The organism is Nostoc sp. ChiQUE02 (assembly GCF_034531305.2).
Classification (GTDB): Bacteria; Cyanobacteriota; Cyanobacteriia; order Cyanobacteriales; family Nostocaceae; genus Nostoc.
This window is the reverse complement of the sequence record NZ_JAVRBN020000044.1, coordinates 31,209-53,658: the sequence shown is the minus strand read 5'-3', so window position 1 is coordinate 53,658 and position 22,450 is coordinate 31,209. Positions and strand designations below refer to the sequence as shown.

The 22,450-nt window shown below is 42.3% G+C and carries 18 protein-coding genes, 1 pseudogene and 1 CRISPR repeat array; of the genes and pseudogenes, 7 read left to right on the top strand and 12 right to left on the bottom strand.

The window, feature by feature from the left end; translation table 11 throughout:
• Nucleotides 1–75: 75 nt before the first annotated feature.
• The 3 genes and pseudogenes from RM347_RS29410 to RM347_RS29400 form a co-directional block, all read right to left on the bottom strand.
• A pseudogene (locus tag RM347_RS29410) lies at nucleotides 76–411 on the bottom strand (DUF72 domain-containing protein); the annotation flags it as partial.
• Between the two features lie 460 nt (nucleotides 412–871).
• Nucleotides 872–1,525: a pentapeptide repeat-containing protein gene (locus tag RM347_RS29405; protein ID WP_322719664.1), complete on the bottom strand. Its 654-nt coding sequence runs from the start codon at nucleotides 1,523–1,525 to the stop codon at nucleotides 872–874.
• A 184-nt stretch (nucleotides 1,526–1,709) separates the two neighbouring features.
• Nucleotides 1,710–2,204 carry a hypothetical protein gene (locus RM347_RS29400; protein ID WP_322719663.1) on the bottom strand — a complete coding sequence of 165 codons (495 nt, stop codon included), beginning with the start codon at nucleotides 2,202–2,204 and terminating at the stop codon, nucleotides 1,710–1,712.
• A gap of 867 nt (nucleotides 2,205–3,071) precedes the next feature.
• On the opposite strand from RM347_RS29400, the gene aroF reads away from it, so the two are divergent.
• Nucleotides 3,072–3,944 carry a 3-deoxy-7-phosphoheptulonate synthase gene (gene aroF / locus RM347_RS29395; RefSeq protein ID WP_322719662.1) on the top strand — a complete coding sequence of 291 codons (873 nt, stop codon included), beginning with the start codon at nucleotides 3,072–3,074 and terminating at the stop codon, nucleotides 3,942–3,944.
• 36 nt (nucleotides 3,945–3,980) lie between these two features.
• Here aroF and RM347_RS29390 read toward each other — a convergent pair whose 3' ends face one another.
• Nucleotides 3,981–4,193: a hypothetical protein gene (locus RM347_RS29390; protein WP_322719661.1), complete on the bottom strand. Its 213-nt coding sequence runs from the start codon at nucleotides 4,191–4,193 to the stop codon at nucleotides 3,981–3,983.
• Between the two features lie 221 nt (nucleotides 4,194–4,414).
• Between RM347_RS29390 and RM347_RS29385 the strand changes: the two genes are divergently transcribed.
• The 5 genes from RM347_RS29385 (at nucleotide 4,415) to RM347_RS29365 (ending at nucleotide 13,335) form a co-directional block, all read left to right on the top strand.
• Complete coding sequence (locus RM347_RS29385; protein WP_322719660.1) at nucleotides 4,415–5,854, top strand: efflux RND transporter periplasmic adaptor subunit; 1,440 nt, start codon at nucleotides 4,415–4,417, stop codon at nucleotides 5,852–5,854.
• Between the two features lie 78 nt (nucleotides 5,855–5,932).
• A complete protein-coding gene (locus RM347_RS29380; RefSeq protein ID WP_322719659.1) occupies nucleotides 5,933–9,250 on the top strand; it encodes an efflux RND transporter permease subunit in 3,318 nt (1,105 codons plus the stop codon).
• 682 nt (nucleotides 9,251–9,932) lie between these two features.
• Nucleotides 9,933–10,556 carry a Uma2 family endonuclease gene (locus tag RM347_RS29375; RefSeq protein WP_322719658.1) on the top strand — a complete coding sequence of 208 codons (624 nt, stop codon included), beginning with the start codon at nucleotides 9,933–9,935 and terminating at the stop codon, nucleotides 10,554–10,556.
• An 89-nt stretch (nucleotides 10,557–10,645) separates the two neighbouring features.
• On the top strand, nucleotides 10,646–11,620 hold the full coding sequence (locus tag RM347_RS29370; RefSeq protein ID WP_322719657.1) for a fatty acid desaturase family protein: 975 nt from the start codon (nucleotides 10,646–10,648) through the stop codon (nucleotides 11,618–11,620).
• Nucleotides 11,621–12,087: 467 nt separating this feature from the next.
• Entirely contained in the window at nucleotides 12,088–13,335 is a 1,248-nt protein-coding gene (locus RM347_RS29365; protein WP_322719656.1) for a bifunctional sterol desaturase/short chain dehydrogenase, read from the top strand.
• Nucleotides 13,336–13,574: 239 nt separating this feature from the next.
• Here RM347_RS29365 and RM347_RS29360 read toward each other — a convergent pair whose 3' ends face one another.
• Nucleotides 13,575–13,754, bottom strand: coding sequence for a hypothetical protein (locus RM347_RS29360; RefSeq protein ID WP_322719655.1), 180 nt, complete (start codon nucleotides 13,752–13,754; stop codon nucleotides 13,575–13,577).
• Between the two features lie 470 nt (nucleotides 13,755–14,224).
• Between RM347_RS29360 and RM347_RS29355 the strand changes: the two genes are divergently transcribed.
• Nucleotides 14,225–14,434, top strand: a complete 210-nt coding sequence (locus RM347_RS29355) for a CopG family transcriptional regulator (RefSeq protein WP_322719654.1) — start codon at nucleotides 14,225–14,227, stop codon at nucleotides 14,432–14,434.
• A gap of 273 nt (nucleotides 14,435–14,707) precedes the next feature.
• Nucleotides 14,708–16,549: direct repeats of the CRISPR family, unit length 37 nt; unit sequence GTTTCAATCCCTAATAGGGATTTTAGCTAATTGGAAC.
• Nucleotides 16,550–16,806: 257 nt separating this feature from the next.
• Here RM347_RS29355 and cas2 read toward each other — a convergent pair.
• The 7 genes from cas2 to cas7d form a co-directional block, all read right to left on the bottom strand.
• Nucleotides 16,807–17,079 (bottom strand): CRISPR-associated endonuclease Cas2, encoded by a 273-nt coding sequence (cas2, locus tag RM347_RS29350; RefSeq protein ID WP_322719653.1) that lies wholly within the window; start codon nucleotides 17,077–17,079, stop codon nucleotides 16,807–16,809.
• A 126-nt stretch (nucleotides 17,080–17,205) separates the two neighbouring features.
• On the bottom strand, nucleotides 17,206–18,210 hold the full coding sequence (cas1d, locus tag RM347_RS29345; RefSeq protein ID WP_322719652.1) for a type I-D CRISPR-associated endonuclease Cas1d: 1,005 nt from the start codon (nucleotides 18,208–18,210) through the stop codon (nucleotides 17,206–17,208).
• Nucleotides 18,211–18,484: 274 nt separating this feature from the next.
• Nucleotides 18,485–19,078, bottom strand: a complete 594-nt coding sequence (gene cas4 / locus RM347_RS29340; protein ID WP_322719651.1) for a CRISPR-associated protein Cas4 — start codon at nucleotides 19,076–19,078, stop codon at nucleotides 18,485–18,487.
• A gap of 31 nt (nucleotides 19,079–19,109) precedes the next feature.
• A complete protein-coding gene (cas6, locus tag RM347_RS29335) occupies nucleotides 19,110–19,976 on the bottom strand; it encodes a CRISPR-associated endoribonuclease Cas6 (RefSeq protein WP_322719650.1) in 867 nt (288 codons plus the stop codon).
• Nucleotides 19,966–20,586, bottom strand: coding sequence for a 2OG-Fe(II) oxygenase (locus tag RM347_RS29330; protein ID WP_322719649.1), 621 nt, complete (start codon nucleotides 20,584–20,586; stop codon nucleotides 19,966–19,968). Before RM347_RS29330 ends, cas6 begins: the two co-directional genes overlap by 11 nt.
• A gap of 114 nt (nucleotides 20,587–20,700) precedes the next feature.
• A complete protein-coding gene (gene cas5d, locus RM347_RS29325) occupies nucleotides 20,701–21,408 on the bottom strand; it encodes a type I-D CRISPR-associated protein Cas5/Csc1 (protein WP_322719648.1) in 708 nt (235 codons plus the stop codon).
• Entirely contained in the window at nucleotides 21,408–22,436 is a 1,029-nt protein-coding gene (gene cas7d, locus RM347_RS29320; RefSeq protein WP_322719647.1) for a type I-D CRISPR-associated protein Cas7/Csc2, read from the bottom strand. The genes cas5d and cas7d overlap by 1 nt, the downstream gene beginning before the upstream one ends.
• Nucleotides 22,437–22,450: the final 14 nt, after the last annotated feature.

The following is a 22,450-nucleotide window of genomic DNA, read 5'->3' as shown; positions in this document are numbered from 1 at the left end:
TAAACGGGCAACCAACTTTCTAGGTGCAATTTATCTGGCTGCTTCTGTCATCTGGCTCAATTGATGACACGCCCTAGGTGGTAACTGGGCAAATATTGGGCCAAGATGCTTACCTAAAGGGCGCATCCCTTCCAAAAATTTTAAAGCAGCCGGAATATAAGGTTGTAGCAATCCTTGATGGGTAATATCTCGCGGTAATTTCAGACAAAATTCAAACCCTGCTGGGGTTTCGGCAGCCCAACGGGTTACAGTTTCTTGATTAGGCACGGCATAAAAGGTGGTGTTACCTTCTACAGTGGTGAAGCGGCGACTGTAGAGGTGGAGAAAATCGGCATTGCGAGTGCCTTGGGGATAGAGTTCGCCCATCCAACCTTTATATGCCCAAACAGCACAACCGATAAAAAAGTTCACAGTGCCTAAAAGCCTTGAGGTATCACATTCAATTTTACAGGCAGGTTGTAGGGATGGATGAAGCTAGGTCAGATTCCCGACTTCTTAAAGGATACTGCTGATCGTTAAAATTGCAGATTGCTTTCTCAAAATGCTTGATTGCTTACTCATTTGGTCTAAATGCTTTCTCATTTCAGTAGATTCAGCAAGCAAACTGGGGTTTGCTTACTCATTTGGTCTAAATGCTTTCTCATTTCAGTAGATTCAGCAAGCAAACTGGGGTTTGCTTACTCATTTGGTCTAAATGCTTTCTCATTTCGGTAGATTCAGCAAGCAAACTGGGGTTTGTTTGCTCATTTCAGTAAATCGCGTATTCATTTTGGTCTTTTGGGCAAGTATTCAAGCATATTGAGAAAGCAATATGCTTGAATGCTTGTTCATTTGAGTAATTTATGTACTCTGTGTTATAGCACAACCTCAATTATTGATAAATTGAACCATCAGGCATAATTGCCCCTGCTAAGTTAGTACCAATTAGTTTAACCAGAAGACGTTCACCAGAGCGAATCCGCGCTCCTGTCAAGTCGGCTCCTCGCAAGTCGGCCCCACTTAGATCCGCTCCAATCAAATTAGCAGCGCGTAAATTCGCCTCTCTGAGATCGGCTAAAAGTAGGTTTGCCCGAAATAAATTTGCTTCAGATAAATTCGCTCCTCTGAGGTTGACTTTGTGCATAAAAGTATCGCTAAGATTAGCACCACTCAAATTGGCATAACTCAGATTTCTACCAGATAAGTCTTTATTGCTCAAATTTGCCCGACTGTAGTCTTTACCACTCAAGTCTGAGTTTTGCTTTGGTGGCTTCTGGCTTGTTTGAGATGGTTTTTCCTGTTGAGGTGACGGTGAGTGATGTGTGGTTTGAGTTTGATGTTTGGTTTTTAGAGAGCGCAACTTTTCACGAGCTTCATTTATGGCTTTCAGCTTGTCTTGTGCTTTCTGCTGTAAACGGAGATTGTCTTTGGGAATGCGATCGGGATGCCAAACAAAGACTAAATCTTTGTAAGCCTGGTTCACTTCCTCAAGTGTTGCCCCAGGCTCTAATTCCAAAACTCTATAGTACCGCTCCAGATCGCTCATACGATATTTTGGTGGACAATCAACTTAATTATGAGTGATGGAGCCATGTATTCGCTGCATCATTATGTCATTGATCGTGGGGCATTGGGAAAGAGGAGGCAGGGGGCAGGGGGCAGGAGGCAGGGGGCAGGAGGCAGGAGGCAGAAGTTTTTTAATTTTTCATTTTTCATTTTTAATTGATTTCTCATCTCCCCATCTCCCCATTTCTCCATCGAGCGATCGCTCTCAAATATGCTGCAACTGGAATCTGATAGACTTCAATAAAAATCCAAACAATAATTGATAAATGTGATAAGAAAGTTAATATAGTCCAAATATATGGCATCCAGGTAATGGGTTCCTTGAGATTAGCAGGAAAATAGTAAGCTACTATGCCAATTAGAGTAGTGGGAAGAATTACAAAAACTGCTGCTGCTAGTCCATAACCCCAACCTAATTCCACACCTTCCAACTGGCCTTCTGTCCAACTAAACCCATTCCAACGCCAAGTTAAGGGTGGTTGTCTCGAAGGCATCTTGATTTGCTGTAGTTCTAAGTTGACTGTAAAAATCTCTTGGCAAAAGTCACAAGCCATAGCTTCCATCAATGGCATGTGATAAATCTTACCTATCCGACAGACTGGGCAGGGGTAAACTCCATGATAGTCGAAAGATTGGGCTAAGATTTTGGAACTGGGCATAATGAGAGTAACGATCCTAAAAAGTTAATTTGGTCAATGAGGACTTGGGTAAGAATAATGTATGGCGATTGTCAATTGCCTGCAATAAGCTTTCACAAGATGAGGTCATAAGTCAGGAGAATTATATATTTTAACTTCTCAATCCTGGCTCTTTGAACTTATGAGGGACGGAAGCTACCGCTTAGACTTCTCTCTGATTTCCTTGAGTTGGTTGTATTCTATTCGTTAGAAAATGGTCATATTCTGGATTTTTAGATTTTTCACCATTGATTTTTAATCATTTACACTACCCATTAGTCATCACACAACAATATTTGTAAACTTATATAACTAGCCGCTTTCTTCGTCTACGCAAACAAGCAACTAGTACTTCACCAGACAATCAGAACAGGGCGTGATTTTGAATTCCACAAAGCGTTAATAGTCTTGATCCCCACAGTTGTACTGAGTCTATCGCTTTTTTATGGTTTGTGGAGGTCTTGACACTGCCTACTCTTCCTGCTAATGTTACCTTACATAGGTATATTTCTTAAGTTTCCAGTAAAAGCCTCGCAAATGCTTAACACAAATTCCTACTTTTATTTTTGGTTTAGGGTGGTTCACCGGGAGTGAATCGAGTTTCCTAACGGAAACCGCCCGGTGAACCGCAGAGCGAACTCTGCGGTTTTTGTTTTTTTAAGGAGAATTTCATCGTCATGACTTATTTCAGTAGCTGGTTTTATGGCTTTTACTTTTGGCCCAGACTAAGTTCCGGGTAAGTAGCGTCATGTCGATGAATCAGAACGCGCCCGGAACTCTTCAAAGGTTTCGGGCTTTTTTGTGATCGCAAAATAGTGCCCAATACTTAATTTTTAGGAGAATGAAACCATGATTAATGCCAAACTTGCTGCACAATCCCATCTAAACCACCAGACAATCGTTAAAATCTCAGAAAAAGTCGCTTTCGGCGGCAAAGAACTAGTAATTATCGGCGGCCCCTGCACTGTTGAAAGTTTAGAACAAATGGAGATAGTTGCCCAAAAGCTATCTACTGCATCGGTACAGGGGTTGCGTGGCGGTGTCTACAAACCCCGCACATCTCCCTACGCTTTCCAGGGTATGGGAGAGTCAGGATTGGAGATTTTGGCAAGGGTGCGATCGCATTACAATATGCCAGTTGTCACTGAGGTGATGTCAATTTCCCAAATTGAAGTAGTCGCCGCTCACGCTGATATGCTTCAGATTGGTAGCCGCAATATGCAAAACTTCGACTTGCTCAAAGCTTTGGGACAAGCTGGTAAACCAATACTACTCAAGCGTGGTTTAGCAGCGACAATTGAAGAATTTGTCATGGCTGCTGAATATATTCTCAGCCACGGTAATCCGGATGTAGTGTTGTGTGAAAGAGGTATCCGCAGCTTCGATGATTACACTCGCAACGTCCTGGATTTAGGGGCAGTGGCAGCACTCAAGCAAATCACTCACTTGCCTGTGATTGTAGATCCTTCCCATGCTGTCGGTAAACGGGAGTTAGTAGCTCCTGTGGCTAGGGCTGCGATCGCTTGCGGTGCAGATGGATTAATTATTGAGTGTCACCCAGAACCAGAAAAATCTGTTTCTGATGCCCGTCAAGCACTTTCTTTAGAAGACATGGTGCATTTAGTTGATAGTTTAAAGCCTGTAGCAACAGCCGTTGGACGCAGTATATCAGAAGCGATCGGGGCGGGTTTGTCACCTGCCCCGATTTTTTGGGCTGCTTAAATTTAGTCATTAGTCATTAGTCATTAGTCATTGGTACTAATGACTTCGATTTTCGCACGGCTTTTTATGAAAACGATAGCGGAGCGTTAACGAGTCTACGAGTGTCGCGATCGCGGCAGCGTGTCGGAAAGACAAGCGATGTTTTTTGTAGCGGTGGGATGAGTCAAAATATTTATTTTGGCTGAAAGACAAACAGCGATTGCCTTCGTAAAATAAAGTTGTTGCTTTGGCTATTTCATTTGTTATCAAACAATTTTTGCCACACAACCCTATATATACAGATAAAGTCACTAGAACTTAATACCAAAGTCACAACAGCTTAACAACAATTTATTCCTAAAAGGGGTAGGCTAAAACAGCAATTATTAGTACACTAATGTTTAGTTTAGCTAATATTACGCTTCTCTAATTAGAATTCATCGCAACCAACCATTTTGCGGAAAATGCGATGTCTAATGACAAGCTAGTACGTGTCTGTGCTTCCCCCTTTCCCCCAGATTGTTGATGATATGCGCTGTTTAGCCCCTATTCAGACGATAAAGCCTTCGTCCTTGGCTGCTCAAACTGTTCCTGGTTTTCAGAGCGTTATTCAAAGAGGGCGGTTCTCGCTACTTATGTTAGGTCTAGCCTACTTGTGTAGTGCCTGTAATGCTTCCGAAGCCCAATCAAGTGGCAAAGAAGCAGGAAAAAAACGAGCTGTGCCAGTGGTAGTTGCTACTGCGACTCAAAAAACAATTCCAATACAGTTATCTGCTACGGGAACGGTGGAAGCATATTCCACGGTATCTGTCAAGTCTCAAGTGGGTGGACAACTTACTGGCGTCTATTTTCAGCAAGGACAGAACGTTAAGAAAGGAGACTTGTTATTTAAAATTGATTCCCGCCCTCTACAAGCCGCGCTGATGCAAGCTAATGCTGCCAAAGCCAAAGATTTAGCGCAGGTGAAACAGGCACAGGCAAATGTGCTCAAAGCGATCGCTCAAGTGAACCAGGCAAAAGCGAACGTAGTGAAGGATAAGTCCCAGGCAACAAACGCAGATGTCCAAGCTCAACGTTATGCTAGTTTGCTTAAGGAAGGGGCAATCAGTAAAGAACAGGCCGAACAGTATCAGACTAGTGCTGATGCTCAACAGGCCACGGTGGAGGCAGATCAAGGTGGAGTGGCAAATGCTCAGGCAGCAGTGGCGGCAGCCCAAGCAGATGTACAAAATGCCAAGGCAGCAGTAGCATCAGATGAAGCTGCGATCGACAATGCCAAAGTTCAGCTTTCTTACAGTTCCATCTACTCACCAATTGCTGGACGTACAGGTAGCCTGAAGCTAACTCAAGGCAATCTAGTGAGTGCGAATGCTGATGATCCGCTAATTACAATCAGCCAAATCCGCCCGATTTATGTCAACTTTTCCATTCCCCAGCGATTGCTGCCAGACATAAAAAAATACAGTGCTAATAACGGCAAGTTAGAAGTCGATGCTTTACCTCCTAAAGATGCAGGGCATCCAGTACGAGGCGAACTCACCTTCGTCGATAGTGGAGTTAATACCCAAACAGGCACCATTCAACTTAAGGGTACTTTTGCTAACGCTGATGAGCGCCTATTTCCGGGGCAGTTTGTCAATGTAGTACTCAAACTGAGCGAAGAACCAAATGCTATTACTGTTCCTTCCCAGGCGGTACAAAGTGGACAACAGGGGCAGTTTGTGTATGTAGTCAAACCTGACAAAACAGCAGAAATGCGTCCAATTACGGTAGGTGACACCGTTGGGAACGAAACGGTGATTAAGCAAGGGTTGAAACCAGGTGAGCAAGTAGTCACTGATGGACAATTCAACCTAGTGCCTGGTGCCACAGTCCAAGTAAAACCGGAAGTAGGAGGCAGAGGGGCAGGGGGAGCAGGAGGAGAAAGGTAAATTTCTCACTCAACACTCCTTATTCAGCACTGGCTCAACCTTAGCTATCCGCTAACAGGACTCATTCAAGGGAACGCAATGAACATTTCCGAGCTATTTATCCGGCGTCCAATCATGACAACCTTAGTTATGGTTGGCATTTTGATATTTGGGCTGATAAGTTACCAACAGCTACCCGTTAGCGACCTGCCTAATGTGGATTATCCAACACTCCAGGTAACAGCTAACCTGCCCGGAGCTAGTCCAGAAACAATGGCTGCCTCAGTAGCAACCCCCTTAGAGCAGCAGTTTTCTAGCATAGCGGGATTGAGTTCGATGAATTCTACCAGTTCTTTGGGTACCACACAGCTGACACTGCAATTTGACCTGAATCGAGATATCGACGGCGCAGCACAAGATGTGCAATCTGCTATTTCTAAGGGAGCGAAGCAGTTACCTACTAATATGCCTAATCCCCCATCTTACCGAAAGGTAAATCCGGCGGATCAGCCTGTTCTCTATATATCCCTCAATTCGTCCATTCTGCCCCTATCAACTGTAGACAAGTATGCTGAGACATTGCTGGCACAACGTCTATCAATGGTGGATGGGGTGGCGCAAGTGCAGGTGTTTGGCTCCCAAAAGTATGCGGTACGAATTCAGCTTGACCCCGAATCGCTGAGTGTAAAGGGAATAGGAATCGATGAAGTAGCTGATGCGATCGCAAATGGAAATGTCAATCTACCTACCGGGACACTTTACGGAAAGCAGCAGAATTCTACTATCCAAGCAAACGGTCAACTCAACGATGCCGCCAGCTATCGTTCCCTGAATGTGGCTTATCAAAACGGCGCACCAGTGCAGCTAGGTGAACTAGGTCAAGTCCTGGACAGCGTGGAAAATGATAAGATTGCGAGTTGGTATTTTCCTGTTAAGAAGGAGAGTAAAGGAGCAGGGGAGCAGGGGAGCAGGGGAGCAGAGGAGCAGGGGAGCAGGGGAGCAGGGGAGAAATCCAAAATCGTTCGACTGAGCGGAGCCGAAGTCCAAAATTCTGGCGTGCGGGCGATCGTTTTAGCAATTCAGCGCCAACCGGGAACTAATACCGTTCAAGTAGTGGATGCAATCAAGAAACTGCTACCCACCTTTCGGACACAGATTCCGGCGGCGGTGAACATGGATATTCTCTACGATCGCTCCCAGTCAATTCGGGAGTCGGTAGATGATGTACAATTCACGCTGTTACTCACCATCGCCCTGGTGGTGCTGGTAATCTTTCTGTTTCTCCGCAATATCTCTGCTACAGTCATTCCCAGTTTGGCAGTGCCGCTTTCGATAGTAGCGACTTTTGGAGTCATGGTGCTACTGGGCTTCTCGCTTGATAACCTGTCACTGATGGCGTTGACCCTTTCAGTGGGTTTCGTTGTTGATGATGCCGTAGTCATGCTGGAGAATATTGTTCGCCACATGGAAATGGGCGAAAGCCGCATGGAAGCAGCTCTCAATGGTTCTAAAGAGATTGGTTTCACGATTTTATCTATGACCATCTCTCTGGTCGCAGTATTTATCCCTATCCTTTTCATGGAAGGCATTCTGGGGCGATTATTCCGTGAGTTTGCCGTTACTATCAGCGTTGCAATCTTGGTATCTGGCGTAATTTCCCTCAGCTTAACGCCAATGCTGTGTTCCAGATTCTTAAGCCCACCTCATCATGAGCAAGAGGGTGAGGGAGATGAGGGAGCAGGGGAAGCAGGGGAAGCAGGGGAAGAAATTCTGAACTCCCACTCCCCACTCCCCACTCCCCACTCCCGAATCAAAAATTTCAACCGTCGTCTCTACAACTTTTCGGAAAATATCTTTAATGTGATATTGAGCGGATACGATTGGAGTTTGAAGAAATCACTCAAGTATCACCGCACAACGATGGTGATTTCGGGAGCGATTCTTTTAGCAACAGTGTATCTATTTATAGTTGTGCCTAAAGGGTTTGTTCCCAACGCAGATGTTGGACAAATTACTGCAACTACTCAAGCATCAGAAGATATATCCTTTGATGAAATGGTAAAACATCAACAGGCAGTAGCTGCGATCGCTTATCGCGATCCGAATGTCGATTCCATCAACTCCAGCGTCGGGGCTGGTGGGCCTAATGCTTCCGCCAATGCCGGAAGAATTTTAATCGAACTCAAGCCCCGCCATGAACGCCGTCTCAATGCTGATGAAATTGTGCAAGAACTCCGACCAAAATTGTCTGGTGTGCCTGGAATCAAGGTATTCTTGCAAAATCCCCCAGCTATTAATGTCGGTGGACAACAGACAAAAGCGCAGTATCAATTTACTCTGCAAACTCCTAATATTCAGGAACTTTACCAGTACGCTCCAGCTTTAGAAGAGAAATTGCGATCGCTCTCAGATTTACAAGATGTCAACAGCGATTTGCAAATCAAAAATCCGCAAGTAAAAGTAAACATCAACCGCGATCAAGCTTCGGCTCTAGGTTTGACGGCTAATCAAATTGAAACTGCCCTGAGTAATGCTTATGGCACTCGCCAAGTTTCCACCATCTACGCCCCTGATAGCCAGTACCAAGTAATTATGGGCGTGGAACCAAAATATCAGCAAAATTCCAATGCCCTGGATTTGCTCTCAGTTCGTGCCCCCAGTGGACAACTTGTACCTCTCAACGCTGTAGCTACCTTGAGCAAAGATGTCGGCCCCTTGACCATTAACCACAAAGGGCAACTTGCTGCTGTCACCTTTTCCTTTAACCTGAAGCCAGGAGTATCACTCGGTAACGTAACTGGGAAAATTGAGGAACTCGCCCGTCAAACACTGCCACCTACAATTAGTACAGGCTTCCAAGGTTCAGCGCAGGCATTTCAATCATCGATTCAGGGTTTAGGATTGCTACTGTTGGTTGCCATCTTGGTGATTTATATCGTGTTGGGGATTCTCTACGAGAACTTCATTCACCCGTTGACTATCCTTTCTAGCTTACCGTCCGCTGGATTTGGGGCACTGCTGACACTGTTGCTGTTTCAAGTTGACTTGAATATTTACGCCTTTGTGGGCATTATCCTGCTGGTTGGTATTGTGAAGAAAAACGGGATCATGATGGTTGACTTTGCGATCGTTGCCCGTCAAAATGGCAAAACTCCTTATGATGCTATCTATGAAGCTTGTTTAGTGAGGTTCCGCCCAATCATGATGACGACAATAGCAGCACTCATGGGTACGCTGCCCATCGCCCTTGGTTTGGGAGCCGGAGCAGATACACGCCGTCCCCTTGGTTTAGCAGTAGTTGGGGGGTTAGTGTTCTCGCAGTTTCTCACACTTTATTTAACACCTGTTTTCTACACCTATATGGAGTCTTGGCAAACCAAGCTCAAAAAACGCAGCTGGCGCAAACAGCCAATTTGAAACTCCCAACTTTTCGGGTAAACCCAACAATCTCTCTTTTGGTCTGGGGAAAGGTTAAAGGGCAAAGGATAAGGGTAAATTTAAACCCTTTCCCTTTCCCTTTTGCCCTTAACCAAAAAGTATTGAGGTAGTTTTGGTTAGCAAAGCCCATTTACCTATATTTTTTGGAACCTGTGTTTGCGTAGGCGTAGCCCGTCGTAGACATCGCTTTTACAAATACCTCCAGCCATCTGATACTCGTAGTTATTCTCAAGGCGGAAGTTGTTACAGACTGCGCGAAACACCGAAACGTGAAGGCGGAAGCTGCTACAGGGAAGACAGAAGCTGCTACAGACTGCGCGAAACACCGAAACGTGAAGGCGGAAGCTGCTACAGGGAAGGCGGAAGTTGTTACAGACTGCGCGAAACACTGAAACGTGAAGGCGGAAGCTGCTACAGGCTGCGCGAAACACCAAAACGTGAAGGCAGAAGTTCTTACAGGGAAGACGGAAGCTGCTACAGGCTGCGCAAAACACTGAAACGTGAAGGCAGAAGTTAATTTTTAACTTGCTTAACTTTACTATGATTGCGATCGCTTGAGTTGGGTGCTTGGTGCGATCGCGAGGAGCAAAAAAGTCGGGGAGCTTCTTTGTCACAATTGATTTAAGATTGCAATATCAGTTTTGCTTTAAGGAATAAAACCATGACTCAAGCCTTACGCAAACTAGTTACATTCGATGAATTTGTTGCTCAATATCCAGATAACCCACAACGACATTATGAACTGCATAATGGAGTAATTGTTGAGATGGCACAACCAACGGGCGACCATGAAGAGGTCGTTGGATTTTTAGTCAGAAAACTTAGTGTTGAATTAGATCGTTTAAATCTTGCCTATCTCATCCCAAAAACAGTATTTGTTAAACCACTTGAAAACGAATCAGCTTATTCACCAGATGTCCTTATACTAAATCAGCCTAATTTAGTAAACGAACTTTTATGGAAAAAAGCATCGACTGTAAGCCTTGCCGCATCTATTCCTTTAGTGGTGGAGGTAGTGAGTACCAATTGGCGTGATGATTATCACAAAAAATACGCTGATTATGAAGAAATGGGAATTCCTGAATATTGGATTGTTGATTATGCCGCATTGGGCGGTAGGGAATTCATTGGCAAGCCAAAACAACCTACTATCTTGGTTTGCTGTTTAGAAGAAGGTGAGTATCTAATTAATAAATTTCGAGGTAATGACCGTATCCAATCACCAACTTTCCCAGAGTTGAATTTAAGCGCAGAACAAATTTTTCGTGCTGGTGTGGTCAGCTAATACCATTTTGGATTTTGAGTTTTAGATTTTGGATTGTCAAAGAAGCAAATTTATACTTAATTTCAACAACATTATGTAGAGTTTCAATTATGTCTGATGCGATTATTCAATCTGAATTATTAGAACACAAAGCTAATAACAAGCAAAACATCTGCCAGATTCTCAGTGTACAAGAATTAAGTCTTCTAAACGATCGCTCCAACAACAAAGGGCTGGTTCAACTGGCTTTGCATCTCACAGTTATGGGTTGCAGTGGCTACCTGTGGGCAACAAACTTTGGCAATTGGTCGCTGGCTATACCAGCATTGGTAATCTACGGCTTCAGTTTGGCTTCGATGTTTGCACCAATGCATGAATGCGTTCACAGAACAGCTTTCGCTAACAATCGTTTGAATAAGGTTGTGGCTTGGTTTTCCGGCTTGCTTTCATTTTACAACAGCACGTTTTTTCGTCGTTACCATAAGTGGCATCACCGTTACACTCGCGTTCCTGACAAAGATCCAGAACTGACCGATCCCAAACCGAGCAACTTGGGCAAATACTTGTTGATAATTAGCGGTTTACCGTGGTGGTGGGGTAAAATACGTGGGCATTTTCAGGTTGCAACTGGTCAATTTCACGATTTTCCATTCGTACCAGAAGCCGCACGAGCCGAAGTTATTCGCTCCACACGTTGGCAATTAGGTATTTATGCAGGTGCGATCGCTCTTTCAATTGTAGTTAATCAGCCTTGGTTTTTCCTCTATTGGCTGCTACCCCTGCTTGTCGGTCAGCCGATTCTCCGGTTTATTCTACTAGCAGAACATACAGGTTGCACTCTTGACGCAAATCTGCTCACAAATACCCGCACAACCCTAACGTTCTGGCCTGTGCGATTTTTTATGTGGAATATGCCATTTCATGCAGAGCATCATTTGTATGCATCAATTCCCTTCCACGCCCTACCAAAAGCACATCAGCAATTGAGCAAACACTTTACCCACATTGAACCTGGCTATGTAAAAGTCAACTGGGATATTATAACTCAATATGCTTGGGTTAAGAAGAATAGTAGGTTGGGTTGAACGAAGTCAAACCCAACGAATGCCCGAAAATGTTGGGTTTCGTTCCTCAACCCAACCTACGCAAATTTATTTTTCTAGCTTAACCCAAGCGTATTGTATTATAACTAATGCGTAATTGAGGATTGGGGACTTGTACTGAGCGACTTGCCCTGACTTGTGCCGAGCGTATCGCTAAAGCGAAAGCTCCGCTAACGCGCAGCGTCTCGCAGAGAAGCCGAGGTAGCGCAGTCGTACCACTTCCCTACGGGACGCGAACGTGGAAGCAAGCTACGCGTAGCGTCCCGTAGGGAAGGGAGCCGTTGGCGTCTCTGAAAGAGAAGCCTCTCCAAGAGTTGTATTGGGTATTAGGATAAGATTTGTTTTCCAGTCCCCAGTCCCTACTTTAATTTTTATTTGCTCTAGACTCGACCTTAATGCATCTTTATCAGATCATGAAGAATGATTAAGAAAAACGAGTATAGACAAATATGATAAAAATGCTAGCTGAAAACTTGATTGGAATTGAGGCAAGATTACAAATTAATTGGGTTTGGCTAAATGCCAGCTTACAGTTTGCTAGTTGGGCACTCTTCTCATTTTTACTCGCTGAGGTCTTGAGAGACAGCTACCATGCCTTGTGTCACCAAGTTAATTGGCTTGCTAAATGGCACAACAAGCACCACATGGCCTATCGCCGCGATTTATCGATAGTTTCCCTGAAAGTTTATCAAGAATCCCAGCTCTATCACGACATTTTAGAGTCGAGTCTACTGCTGGTGGTATTGGTGGTAATTGCCTTAGTTGTCCAGCAAATGGGGTTATGGTTGGGAGTAGCTTATGCTTGCACCTTCTTGTATGGCGCGTCTGTACGATATTTCCAAGGAAAAATTGATACAGACTACAACCACCTACCCGGCCCTTTAGAGACAATACCATCCATTTGGTGGGTGAATCGGTCTTACCATTGGCGGCATCATTTTGATGATGTCAACGCTTACTACAGTGGTGTCTTTCCCCTAGTGGATAAAATTCTAGGTACAGGACTGTCTCTCAAGGGTAAAACCATCGCTTTAACCGGAGCATCAGGAGCGCTGGGACAAGCGTTGGCGGCTGAACTTGTAAAGAATAATGCTAAAGTCGTGGCATTAACCACTAATCCAGAAAAATTAGGAGAGCAAGTTGGGGTGAAGGTGGTTCCCTGGGAGTTGGGCAACGAAGCCGAACTGAGGGATAGTTTAGAGAAAGTAGATATTTTAATTATCAACCACGGAATCAATGTCTACGCCAGCCGCACACCGGAGGCTATCAACTCCTCTTATGAAGTGAATACTTTTTCAGCATTGCGGTTGATGGATATATTTTCGAAAACTGTAACAGGGCCACAAGCAAAAGCAACCAAGGAAATCTGGGTAAACACTTCTGAGGCTGAGGTTTCTCCAGCGCTAAGTCCGCTTTATGAACTCAGCAAGCGATCGCTAGGAGATATTGTTACCCTCAAGCGTTTGGATGGAGATTGTGTAATTCGCAAGTTAATACTTGGCCCATTTAAAAGTCAACTGAATCCTTATGGAGTGATGTCTGCACAGCAAGTTGCTCGTGCGATCTTATTTTTGGCACGGCGAGACTTCCGAAATATTATTGTGACGATAAATCCTCTCACTTATTTGTTATTTCCCTTAAAGGAAACTAGTACGTGGCTATACTATCGAGTTTTTAGCCGGACAGCAAAGAGTTGATCGGGACTCTTGGCGTAGCCTTTCGTAGAGAAGAGGCTGTGCGATCGCCCTTGGGCATCCTACGGAGGGCGTCTCCTTTTCTCTACAGATACTTATTACCGAGAAAATGGGTTTAAAGCCCCGTGCTAGAAGCATTTGGAAGCGTGTTCACCAATACCACCCCCAATACTTTTCGGATAAATCCAATAATCTCTCTTTTGGTCTGGGTAAAGGTTAAAGGGGAAAGGGGAAAGCTAAATTCAAACCCTTTCCCTTTCCCCCTTAACCGAAAAATATTGATACCACCCCTTGAGGTAATTATCCTTACCTCTGGGCAACTGACCATTAATCGAGGTATCGGGAATAGGAACAGATGTCAGCATTGATGGTTTGGCGATCGCTAATGGTAATAATACGAATGACAGTGGTATTGTACTCAATAGCAATCAATACGCTTGGGTTAAGAAAAATTGTAGGTTGGGTTAAGCAAAGCGCAACCCAACAAAGCCCTAGAAATGTTGGGTTTCGTTCCTCAACCCAACCTACGCAATTTTAGGGTTTTGGCGCTAACCCAAGCGTATTGCAATAGCAATACCATTTTCAGCCTCACCAATAGCAGTGTCTGTGACAATAGCGGAAGTGGCATCAATAGCTACGGCAGCCTTAGTCTAGCTAACAGTACTATTTCTGGTAATACAGAAAGCGGTATCAATAACTATGGCAGCAAATAATGTGGAAACAGGTAGAAAAAACAGCGTAGAAACTATAAACAATAGATGAAGGTAGAAGTTTCGTCAATTATGTGCGAATCCAGATTAATGCTCTTAAAATAGGCTAAAACCCACATTAGGATAGGTTTAGAAACAAAGGTATAATTTCTTCCACGAAGAGTAATATAGCACAAGAGTAAATGGTCAATAAAAAATGGGCTGTCAAACGACTGACAGTAAATCTCACGTCAACAGAAGCGCAGAAACTGGAAGAATACTGTGCAAAAACAGGAAGACCCGCTACTGATGTGATTCGGGAATTGCTGCGTTCTTTAGAGGCTGACAATGCGAGAATATCTGAGAATTCACTATCCTCTGAAGTTTCAGAATTAGCTAGGCTTCAAAAATAAGTCAAGATGAATGTGTTGCGCGATCGTTTTTTTGATTACGCAAAATCTTGGCAAAATGTATGACTTAATCGAGTTGTGTGTTCCAATCTTGCATTCAATAATCCATTGATATTGGTCTGTAATATGGTCAAGTGTTCCTGTTCCTACGCAAGTAAGTTCAGGAATCAAATCATATTCTTATTATGTTGCTTTCAGGATCAAATTTGAAACCACAGGAATTTTAACTAATTGGAACTTTCAAGGTGCGACTGTTGTTAATGGTGTTTTTGTTTCGTTTCAATCCCTAATAGGGATTTTAGCTAATTGGAACTAGAATCTTAGCTGCTGTCTCTGCACAAGTCAGAGTTTCAATCCCTAATAGGGATTTTAGCTAATTGGAACTTCCGACTGCCGCTGACAATTACTTATTCTCTGTTTACGTTTCAATCCCTAATAGGGATTTTAGCTAATTGGAACTCTGGATCGCGATACCTGGCAGCGGATTTGGGGTTTCAATCCCTAATAGGGATTTTAGCTAATTGGAACCCAAAATTAACAAAAAGAATGAAAGAATGTGTATACGTTTCAATCCCTAATAGGGATTTTAGCTAATTGGAACATCCGTTTATAGTTGATAGGCTCTGAAATATTTTGTTTCAATCCCTAATAGGGATTTTAGCTAATTGGAACTTGTTCAAAAGTTATATGAGATTTAGAAATATGTTTGTTTCAATCCCTAATAGGGATTTTAGCTAATTGGAACTTGAATTAAGTCTTAAATGCAATATTTTATCTTGTTTCAATCCCTAATAGGGATTTTAGCTAATTGGAACAATAGTTTAAAATCTGATTTTTCACTAGTCGTGTGTTTCAATCCCTAATAGGGATTTTAGCTAATTGGAACCTTTGTAGAAATTGTTGATTGAAGTACTTCTAAGTTTCAATCCCTAATAGGGATTTTAGCTAATTGGAACCATTACCTACACCTGTGTTACCGGGGATACAGCAACGTTTCAATCCCTAATAGGGATTTTAGCTAATTGGAACTTACCCTGGATATTGTTGCAATGATTGCGCTGAGTTTCAATCCCTAATAGGGATTTTAGCTAATTGGAACCAAAATTGCAAACATTTTAGATAAAGCAGCAAGAGGTTTCAATCCCTAATAGGGATTTTAGCTAATTGGAACTATAGCCGTGTAGACACCTTCGGAGGCGTTCAACGTCTCTTGTTTCAATCCCTAATAGGGATTTTAGCTAATTGGAACTGTTTTTTCTAGCGTCATATTCTCGTTGACAAACGTTTCAATCCCTAATAGGGATTTTAGCTAATTGGAACAAAATTAATGTATAGAGTTCCAATCACCCTGGAAAGTTTCAATCCCTAATAGGGATTTTAGCTAATTGGAACCCGGGTTTAGCTGGTCGTCCTGGGTTGAATGGTCGTTTCAATCCCTAATAGGGATTTTAGCTAATTGGAACGTGTAGCTTCAGGAGCAGTTAAAACAATTAAAGTGTTTCAATCCCTAATAGGGATTTTAGCTAATTGGAACTCACCCTGCTGTAAAGTGGGGTATTTTGTTATGCGTGTTTCAATCCCTAATAGGGATTTTAGCTAATTGGAACTCCATAAAAAACAGGCTTTTGAGCTATATAAGAAGGTTTCAATCCCTAATAGGGATTTTAGCTAATTGGAACTTTGTGTTTCTGATAACACTCTCAGTGAACTTATTTGTGTTTCAATCCCTAATAGGGATTTTAGCTAATTGGAACTGAAGAAGTTATTCGAGATCACTACTTGAGACTTGTTTCAATCCCTAATAGGGATTTTAGCTAATTGGAACTTTTTCTAATAATCCCTCAATGGAAACAACAACAGGTTTCAATCCCTAATAGGGATTTTAGCTAATTGGAACATTTGACGCTCTCACGAAAGAAATCAAAGCTACTGGCAACCTGTTTCAATCCCTAATAGGGATTTTAGCTAATTGGAACAATTGTGCCAGAGAGTAAGTAGATCATCTTTCTCGTTTCAATCCCTAATAGGGATTTTAGCTAATTGGAACCCACACACAGTTAACAAGTTAGTAGAAAGTTTAAGTTTCAATCCCTAATAGGGATTTTAGCTAATTGGAACCGCCCAGTGCTGAAAGCCTGTATATATTTGGTTTTCAAGGTGCAGTTGCGTCAACCTGAAGACAATATACCTTTTCAAGTAATGGGCTGTCAATGATGACATTTTAGAAAATAAGCTCAAAGTGACTGATAACAAGGGTTTGGGGCGTTGGCGTCAACCTCAATATTGGTGTTAGAGGGTTCAAAAGCACAGGGGATAAGCATTTGGGGCACAAAATTTTATTCCTTTTGCAAAACACCTACTGGTTGACGCTAGGCTCAAGCAAAAAACACTGTGGTATCGATTGGCATTTCACCGCCGATGCGCTCAATCTTTGGCTGACAACAAGCACAGAGCAAATAAAAGCGAATGCTGTCTTGGTCTGGTTTGATCAATTTAGCTAAACGCGATCGCAGTTTAGCATACTGAGTCTGTGTCAGGTCACACTCAAATACGGAATACTGCATCCACTGTCCGTAAGATTTGAGAATCTTATGAATTTTGGTGCGACGCTTGTCTTCTGGTACGTCGTAGGAAATCACTATGTACATGAGAAATGGTAGTAGAGAGTGAGGAGTAGAGAAGGAGAGAGTTATTAAGTTAGGGTGAAAAGTTATAAATCTTATTCCTAACTCTTGTACAGACGCGATTAATCGCCTCTCTCCTAACTTCATGATTTACTTCAGAACTAAAGGTGGATATTTGTCAATTTCTCCGAGGAGATATTTACTTAGTAGGCGTGCTTGAATTTCTAGAGATTCTTGATAGGTACATTGCTTTTGCATGACAGGATGCTTAAATTTATCTTGCTTCTTTTCTTGATATAGTCGTAGGAATATATGTAGACCTTCTTTAGTGAGTGAGACTGCACCACTAACAGGTTCGGTAGTAAAGTCTTTTGGTGCAAGCATCCGGCGATTAATGGCTGTGAGGACTACAGCATCTACTATTAAAGGTCGGAATTCTTCCATTAAATCTAGTGCTAAAGAAGGTCGTCCATATCGCTCTGTGTGTAAGTATCCTAAATAAGGGTCGAAGCCAACAATATTTAAAGCTCCTTGGACATCATGACGCAATAAGGAATAACCTAAGCTCAAAAGCGAGTTTATTGGATCTTTAGGAGGACGACGGTTACGGGTGGCAAAGTTGAAGTTATCAACGCGAATTAGTTGATTAAAACAACCAAAATAAGCAGCACTCCCAGCACCTTCTAAGCCTCTGATAGAATTAATTACATTCACTTGTTCAAGGGATGCGATCGCATTGGATAATTGAGTAATTCCAGCATTCAAATCTAGTTCAGAGTAGCGGCGTTGTGATTGCAATAAAGTATGGCGATAATTTTTCAGTTTTCCTCTCACAAAACCTTGAGTAACGTGAATAGCTTGTACTGATTCTCCAGCAGCTTTCCACTGAGCAGAACGCACAAAGATATTTTTACCCATGTCGGGTTCTAGACTAGCGAGATATTTTCCATTATTGGTGAGAAAAGTCAGAGGAATTTTTTTGTCGATTAGTTCAGTAATAGCGGCGGGAGAAATGCTAGCTCGTCCCATGATTACTAAGCCATCAATTTTAATCAGTGGTATGTCTAAAATAGTTTTTTTATCAAATTTTACATTTAGACGCTCATCGATTTTACCGATAAATGAATCATCTTGTGTGATGTAAACTGTTCCCATGTTTTTATCTCTAAATTAACAACATTGTTTCAAACTAAAAAAAAGTCGCTGGCTCTAAAATAAAGTCTACTTCTGTGGCAATACGGTTCAGTTAAGGCTAAAAAATAAAACTGGTGTAGGTTGGGTTGAGGAACGAAACCCAACATTTTCAAGGCTTTGTTGGGTTTCACTTCGTTCAATCCAACCTACAATTCTTCTTAACCCAAGCGTATTGACTTGTGTGGACTAATTAGCCAGAATAATGCACGGATTTTAAAAAGCGAAAGTTCAGAAATTAGTTAGACTCTTGATAAGTTCTCACTTTCTCTGATGCCTTGGGTAAACATTGTGAATAAAGGCTACATCCTTTGCAGCGTTTACTATAAAATGCTTTTGGGATAATGCCTGTTTCTAATAGATTTGTTACAGCTTCAATGGTAGCGATCGCACTTTTCCGTAACTCTTCATTTATCTCTACTAATTGCCGTTGATGTGAGTGGGCATAATAGATATATCCAGTGTTAACTGGTTGTCCTGTCATCTCTTCTAAACATAAGGCTTGGGCGCAAACTTGCAACTCATCGTTATCCCATTCACCTTTACGTCCCCGTTTGTATTCGACTGGATAAACTTGACCAGATTCTGCTTCAATTAAATCAGATTTGCCGATGAGTTTATATTGCTCTGACTTCAGCCAAATTGCCCGAAGTTGCCAAGTTTCTCCTCGCTGTACATCGCTTGTGGTGTGGACGCGATCGTGTAAAGTTGTGCCTTCAATTGTGTATTGATTATCGCTAAATTCGCCTGCACAAAACATCCGCCAACAGCGATGCGGACAATGGGCATATTGATTCAATGCCGCAATGGAAATATATTCGGTTTGATTCATAACTGAGGTGGTTTTTAAATGATGTTTGAAATCATGGAGAATACAGCCGCCGCATCATCCCCATACCCATAGTTGTTTTTCTCCCAACACCGCTATATAAAGCAAAGTCACCTAAAGCGTTAATTCGCTTAATTTGTATTGGTTCAACTGCCCCTAAAATCTTATAGGTAACTTCGCCAATAATGCCAATAAATTTGCTGCGAGAATCAGCTAATATTTCTGTGTGAATATTGACAAATGAGGGAAATATTGACTCGATCGCAATCTGAGGGAATTCTATGCCACTGTACTTATTCCACCGCGAAAGTAGGGAATTAAAAACAGATTCTCTGGTAGGAAGAGTAGTATCATACTGTCCTTGACGGAAGGCGGTAGGCGTGGAAAAAGTAAGATTAATGGAAGAATTGCGTAGGCGTAGCCCGTCGCAGACATCGCTAGCTTCTTCGTATAATTGAGCATAAGTAGTGGCATTTGCCCAAGGTTGAATAGATTGGGGCGTGCCTTGAATGCTGGTAATATACAAGTCAGCCGGGCCAAGATGCCAAGGGCGATTGGGATTAAGATTTAGCCAAAGTTGGGTAAGTTTGCCAAATAGAGTGTCATCTAATAAAGAGATGCGCCACCAACAAGGAGTTCCGGCGGGAATGGGTTGTTGATGTGAGTATTGCAATTTAGATCCCCCTTTACCACCTTTCAAAAGGGGAGAGTTTGTATTACTAATTTGTAGAGGGGAGAGGGTGAAAGCTTTGTCAGCAGTGGAATCGTGCAAGCGATCGCCTAATGTGCTATCTACAGAACTAACGAGGGTTAAAAATAAGGCGTGGAGATGTCTACCTGTGAGATATTGTGGTGGAATGGGCGATTGAGGTAGCAAATTCAACACTAAACTATGAGGCATACTTTCTCTTTTTGGTTGTAGACTGAGTGCTTCTTGACTCTACAGTAAACTCAGGGATTTCCTGGAGTTCAGTATCACTCAAACTATACTGCTCACAAACGAGACTTAGGCGATTTCCTGGGGTTTTGACAGCGTTAACCGAATGGGTTAAATCACCTTGAAAATAAACTAAAGTATTGAATTGGGGCTTAATTTGCCCAAGTTGGCGTTTGTGCGATCGCAATACCAGTTCTCCCCCTTCCATATCCGCAGGTACGCGCACATAGAGAACACTGACAACCGCAGGCGGTTCAATGGTTTTGGAGTAGGAACGTAAGGAGCGATCGATATGCGGATCGACGCGGGAGCCTTCCTTTAGCTGTAAAGGATTCAGGTAAAAAGCATTACAATTGGGCTGGAGAGCCAAATCCAGGTAAGGTTTGAAGTAAGGAAACTGCTGTTCTACTTTTGCTAATCCAGAACGCTGAAATACTACAGAAAATCCTTTAGTGGCGACAAAATCGCGGTTGAGGTTGTTGATAGCAAAGTAAGGACAAGCTTGGATTTCTCCCCACAAGTTGTTTAGGTAATCACTGGGGAAGGCGTTGGATTGTTGTTGATAGTGTTTCACGATGAGTGTGGGGAGCGTACAGAACTAACAGGGGCTAAAAATTATAACGTAATTTGTGGCTGGACGCTAGAACCTGCGAAAAAGAAAAAACGTGGTAAAGGCTTTGGGAAGTAATTAACTCCGAAAACGATATTCTATCCAAACTGGGATTTTTAAGTTTTGAATGCCATCAAATTGATAGTATTGACCTCGCATTTGGACATTCTGAATTAGACTGACTGGAGGCATATTCACAACATCATAGCTAATCACTTGATTCGTGAACATGACATCTAAAGGATTTAATGGATGTGTACAAGTGAATATACCTTCAGAAATTTTATGTTTTGGTAATTGTTTTACCGTCACTTCAGCCTTACTCATCCATTTACCCAAGCGAATCCACTTTGGTAGTTTGAGTTCTTTTTGAGATATAACAAAAAACTCAAATCTACTTTCTGCTGCTATTTCTTTTGCTCTGCCAAAACTGGGAATATTTTTCTGTGTTTTCTCCATTTCAACATGGTAGTTATTGTTAGCATACTTCCAGGTGTTGAGGATGGAAGAATGATTGAGCGATCGCGCCGGAGTTACGTAAATTTGCTGTTGATTGAGTGGTGTTAGATGCTCCTCATATTTTGGCACTTGTTCGGGGCAAAAATAGCGATAGGAATGTTCTTCAGCAACGGTAGTAGAGTAGATTTGGCTATCAACTAAACCCAGTGCATAACAAAGAGCATAATTGTGAATTATTGGCTCTGTTTCATACAATCGCCCGATTTCACGAGTTGCAAAATATAGGCTGTCGTGCAACTCTAATTGACAGCGATAAATAAACACCATTACTCTTTCCCCGCTTTAGCAGCAGTTTTCTTTTTGCTGATATGCTTCTTGGCATAATCCTTAGCTTCTGCATCAGCCTTCTGCAAAATTGTCTGAATACCTTTCTCACTTCCTGTTAAAGTTTTGACTTCATTAATTAGGGATGTAAAAGCATCACCAATGAAATCTGTGTGAACAATAAACTCATCAGCCATTAACGCCTCAATAGCATTTTTTGCAGCACTAATTACATCATCTTCATCCAAGGGTTGAGGTGGATTTAAAGTACTGTTTAAAGTATTGTTAGCCTTCATTTGGTCATATATTGCTTGAGTCCAACGCAGATTACTGGTAATTTCTCCATCCGCAAATACAACACCAATTAACTCATTTCTTACGCGACCTGTACGGGTGGTTTGCGCTCCATAATGACGAGTTCGCAGAATGTTATTAAAAACGTAAAGGAAGCTAGCTTCAGTGGGATCTTTTAAGGTAACAATACTAGGAAAGAAAACTTGCGGTCTAATATGGTCTTGCTGGTTAATTCGACTGGTAACTTCACCAGGTTTAGAACCATTTTCACCTTTGGAAGCCATTGTGCCATTTTCATAAGGAGCGTTGAGGGTGAATGTTTCGTGTGATTCATCAAAAGCTGTAATTGAAAATGCCGTGTCTACTACAACTTTCGATTTTTCAGAGCCAGAGTCACCAATAGCAAATCCGTAAATGATGCAATCAGGATTATCCATTGCAAAATTCACATTGTATTCGCATTCTTCAGCCGTCATTAAGCCATAGTTACGCAGTAATTCCCGACCAACTAAACGTTCTGGAGTAGACTGTTTGCGCTTGAACATTGACAAACGGCTAATTGTGGTTTTGTCTTTAACTCCTGCTCTTACCCGTGCTTTATTCAGTTCTGCATCTGTCTGAAATAGTGGGTAAGATTCAGTAATGCGAATAGTTAAAAAATGAACATATTTACCCATTGGTTTGTAAGGAATCTCAGCTTGAAAAAATTTGGATTGAATAGTTTTTAAAATTGCCATGATTTTCTCCAAAA

What these genes read in the sequence shown, in the direction of transcription:
- RM347_RS29405 (WP_322719664.1), bottom strand. Translation starts at nt 1,525, where the DNA reads ATGAGCGATCTGGAGCGGTACTATAGAGTTTTGGAATTAGAGCCTGGG.
- RM347_RS29400 (WP_322719663.1), bottom strand. Translation starts at nt 2,204, where the DNA reads ATGCCCAGTTCCAAAATCTTAGCCCAATCTTTCGACTATCATGGAGTT.
- aroF (WP_322719662.1), top strand. Translation starts at nt 3,072, where the DNA reads ATGATTAATGCCAAACTTGCTGCACAATCCCATCTAAACCACCAGACA.
- RM347_RS29380 (WP_322719659.1), top strand. Translation starts at nt 5,933, where the DNA reads ATGAACATTTCCGAGCTATTTATCCGGCGTCCAATCATGACAACCTTA.
- RM347_RS29375 (WP_322719658.1), top strand. Translation starts at nt 9,933, where the DNA reads ATGACTCAAGCCTTACGCAAACTAGTTACATTCGATGAATTTGTTGCT.
- RM347_RS29370 (WP_322719657.1), top strand. Translation starts at nt 10,646, where the DNA reads ATGTCTGATGCGATTATTCAATCTGAATTATTAGAACACAAAGCTAAT.
- RM347_RS29365 (WP_322719656.1), top strand. Translation starts at nt 12,088, where the DNA reads ATGATAAAAATGCTAGCTGAAAACTTGATTGGAATTGAGGCAAGATTA.
- RM347_RS29355 (WP_322719654.1), top strand. Translation starts at nt 14,225, where the DNA reads ATGGTCAATAAAAAATGGGCTGTCAAACGACTGACAGTAAATCTCACG.
- cas2 (WP_322719653.1), bottom strand. Translation starts at nt 17,079, where the DNA reads ATGTACATAGTGATTTCCTACGACGTACCAGAAGACAAGCGTCGCACC.
- cas1d (WP_322719652.1), bottom strand. Translation starts at nt 18,210, where the DNA reads ATGGGAACAGTTTACATCACACAAGATGATTCATTTATCGGTAAAATC.
- cas4 (WP_322719651.1), bottom strand. Translation starts at nt 19,078, where the DNA reads ATGAATCAAACCGAATATATTTCCATTGCGGCATTGAATCAATATGCC.
- cas6 (WP_322719650.1), bottom strand. Translation starts at nt 19,976, where the DNA reads ATGCCTCATAGTTTAGTGTTGAATTTGCTACCTCAATCGCCCATTCCA.
- cas5d (WP_322719648.1), bottom strand. Translation starts at nt 21,408, where the DNA reads ATGGTGTTTATTTATCGCTGTCAATTAGAGTTGCACGACAGCCTATAT.
- cas7d (WP_322719647.1), bottom strand. Translation starts at nt 22,436, where the DNA reads ATGGCAATTTTAAAAACTATTCAATCCAAATTTTTTCAAGCTGAGATT.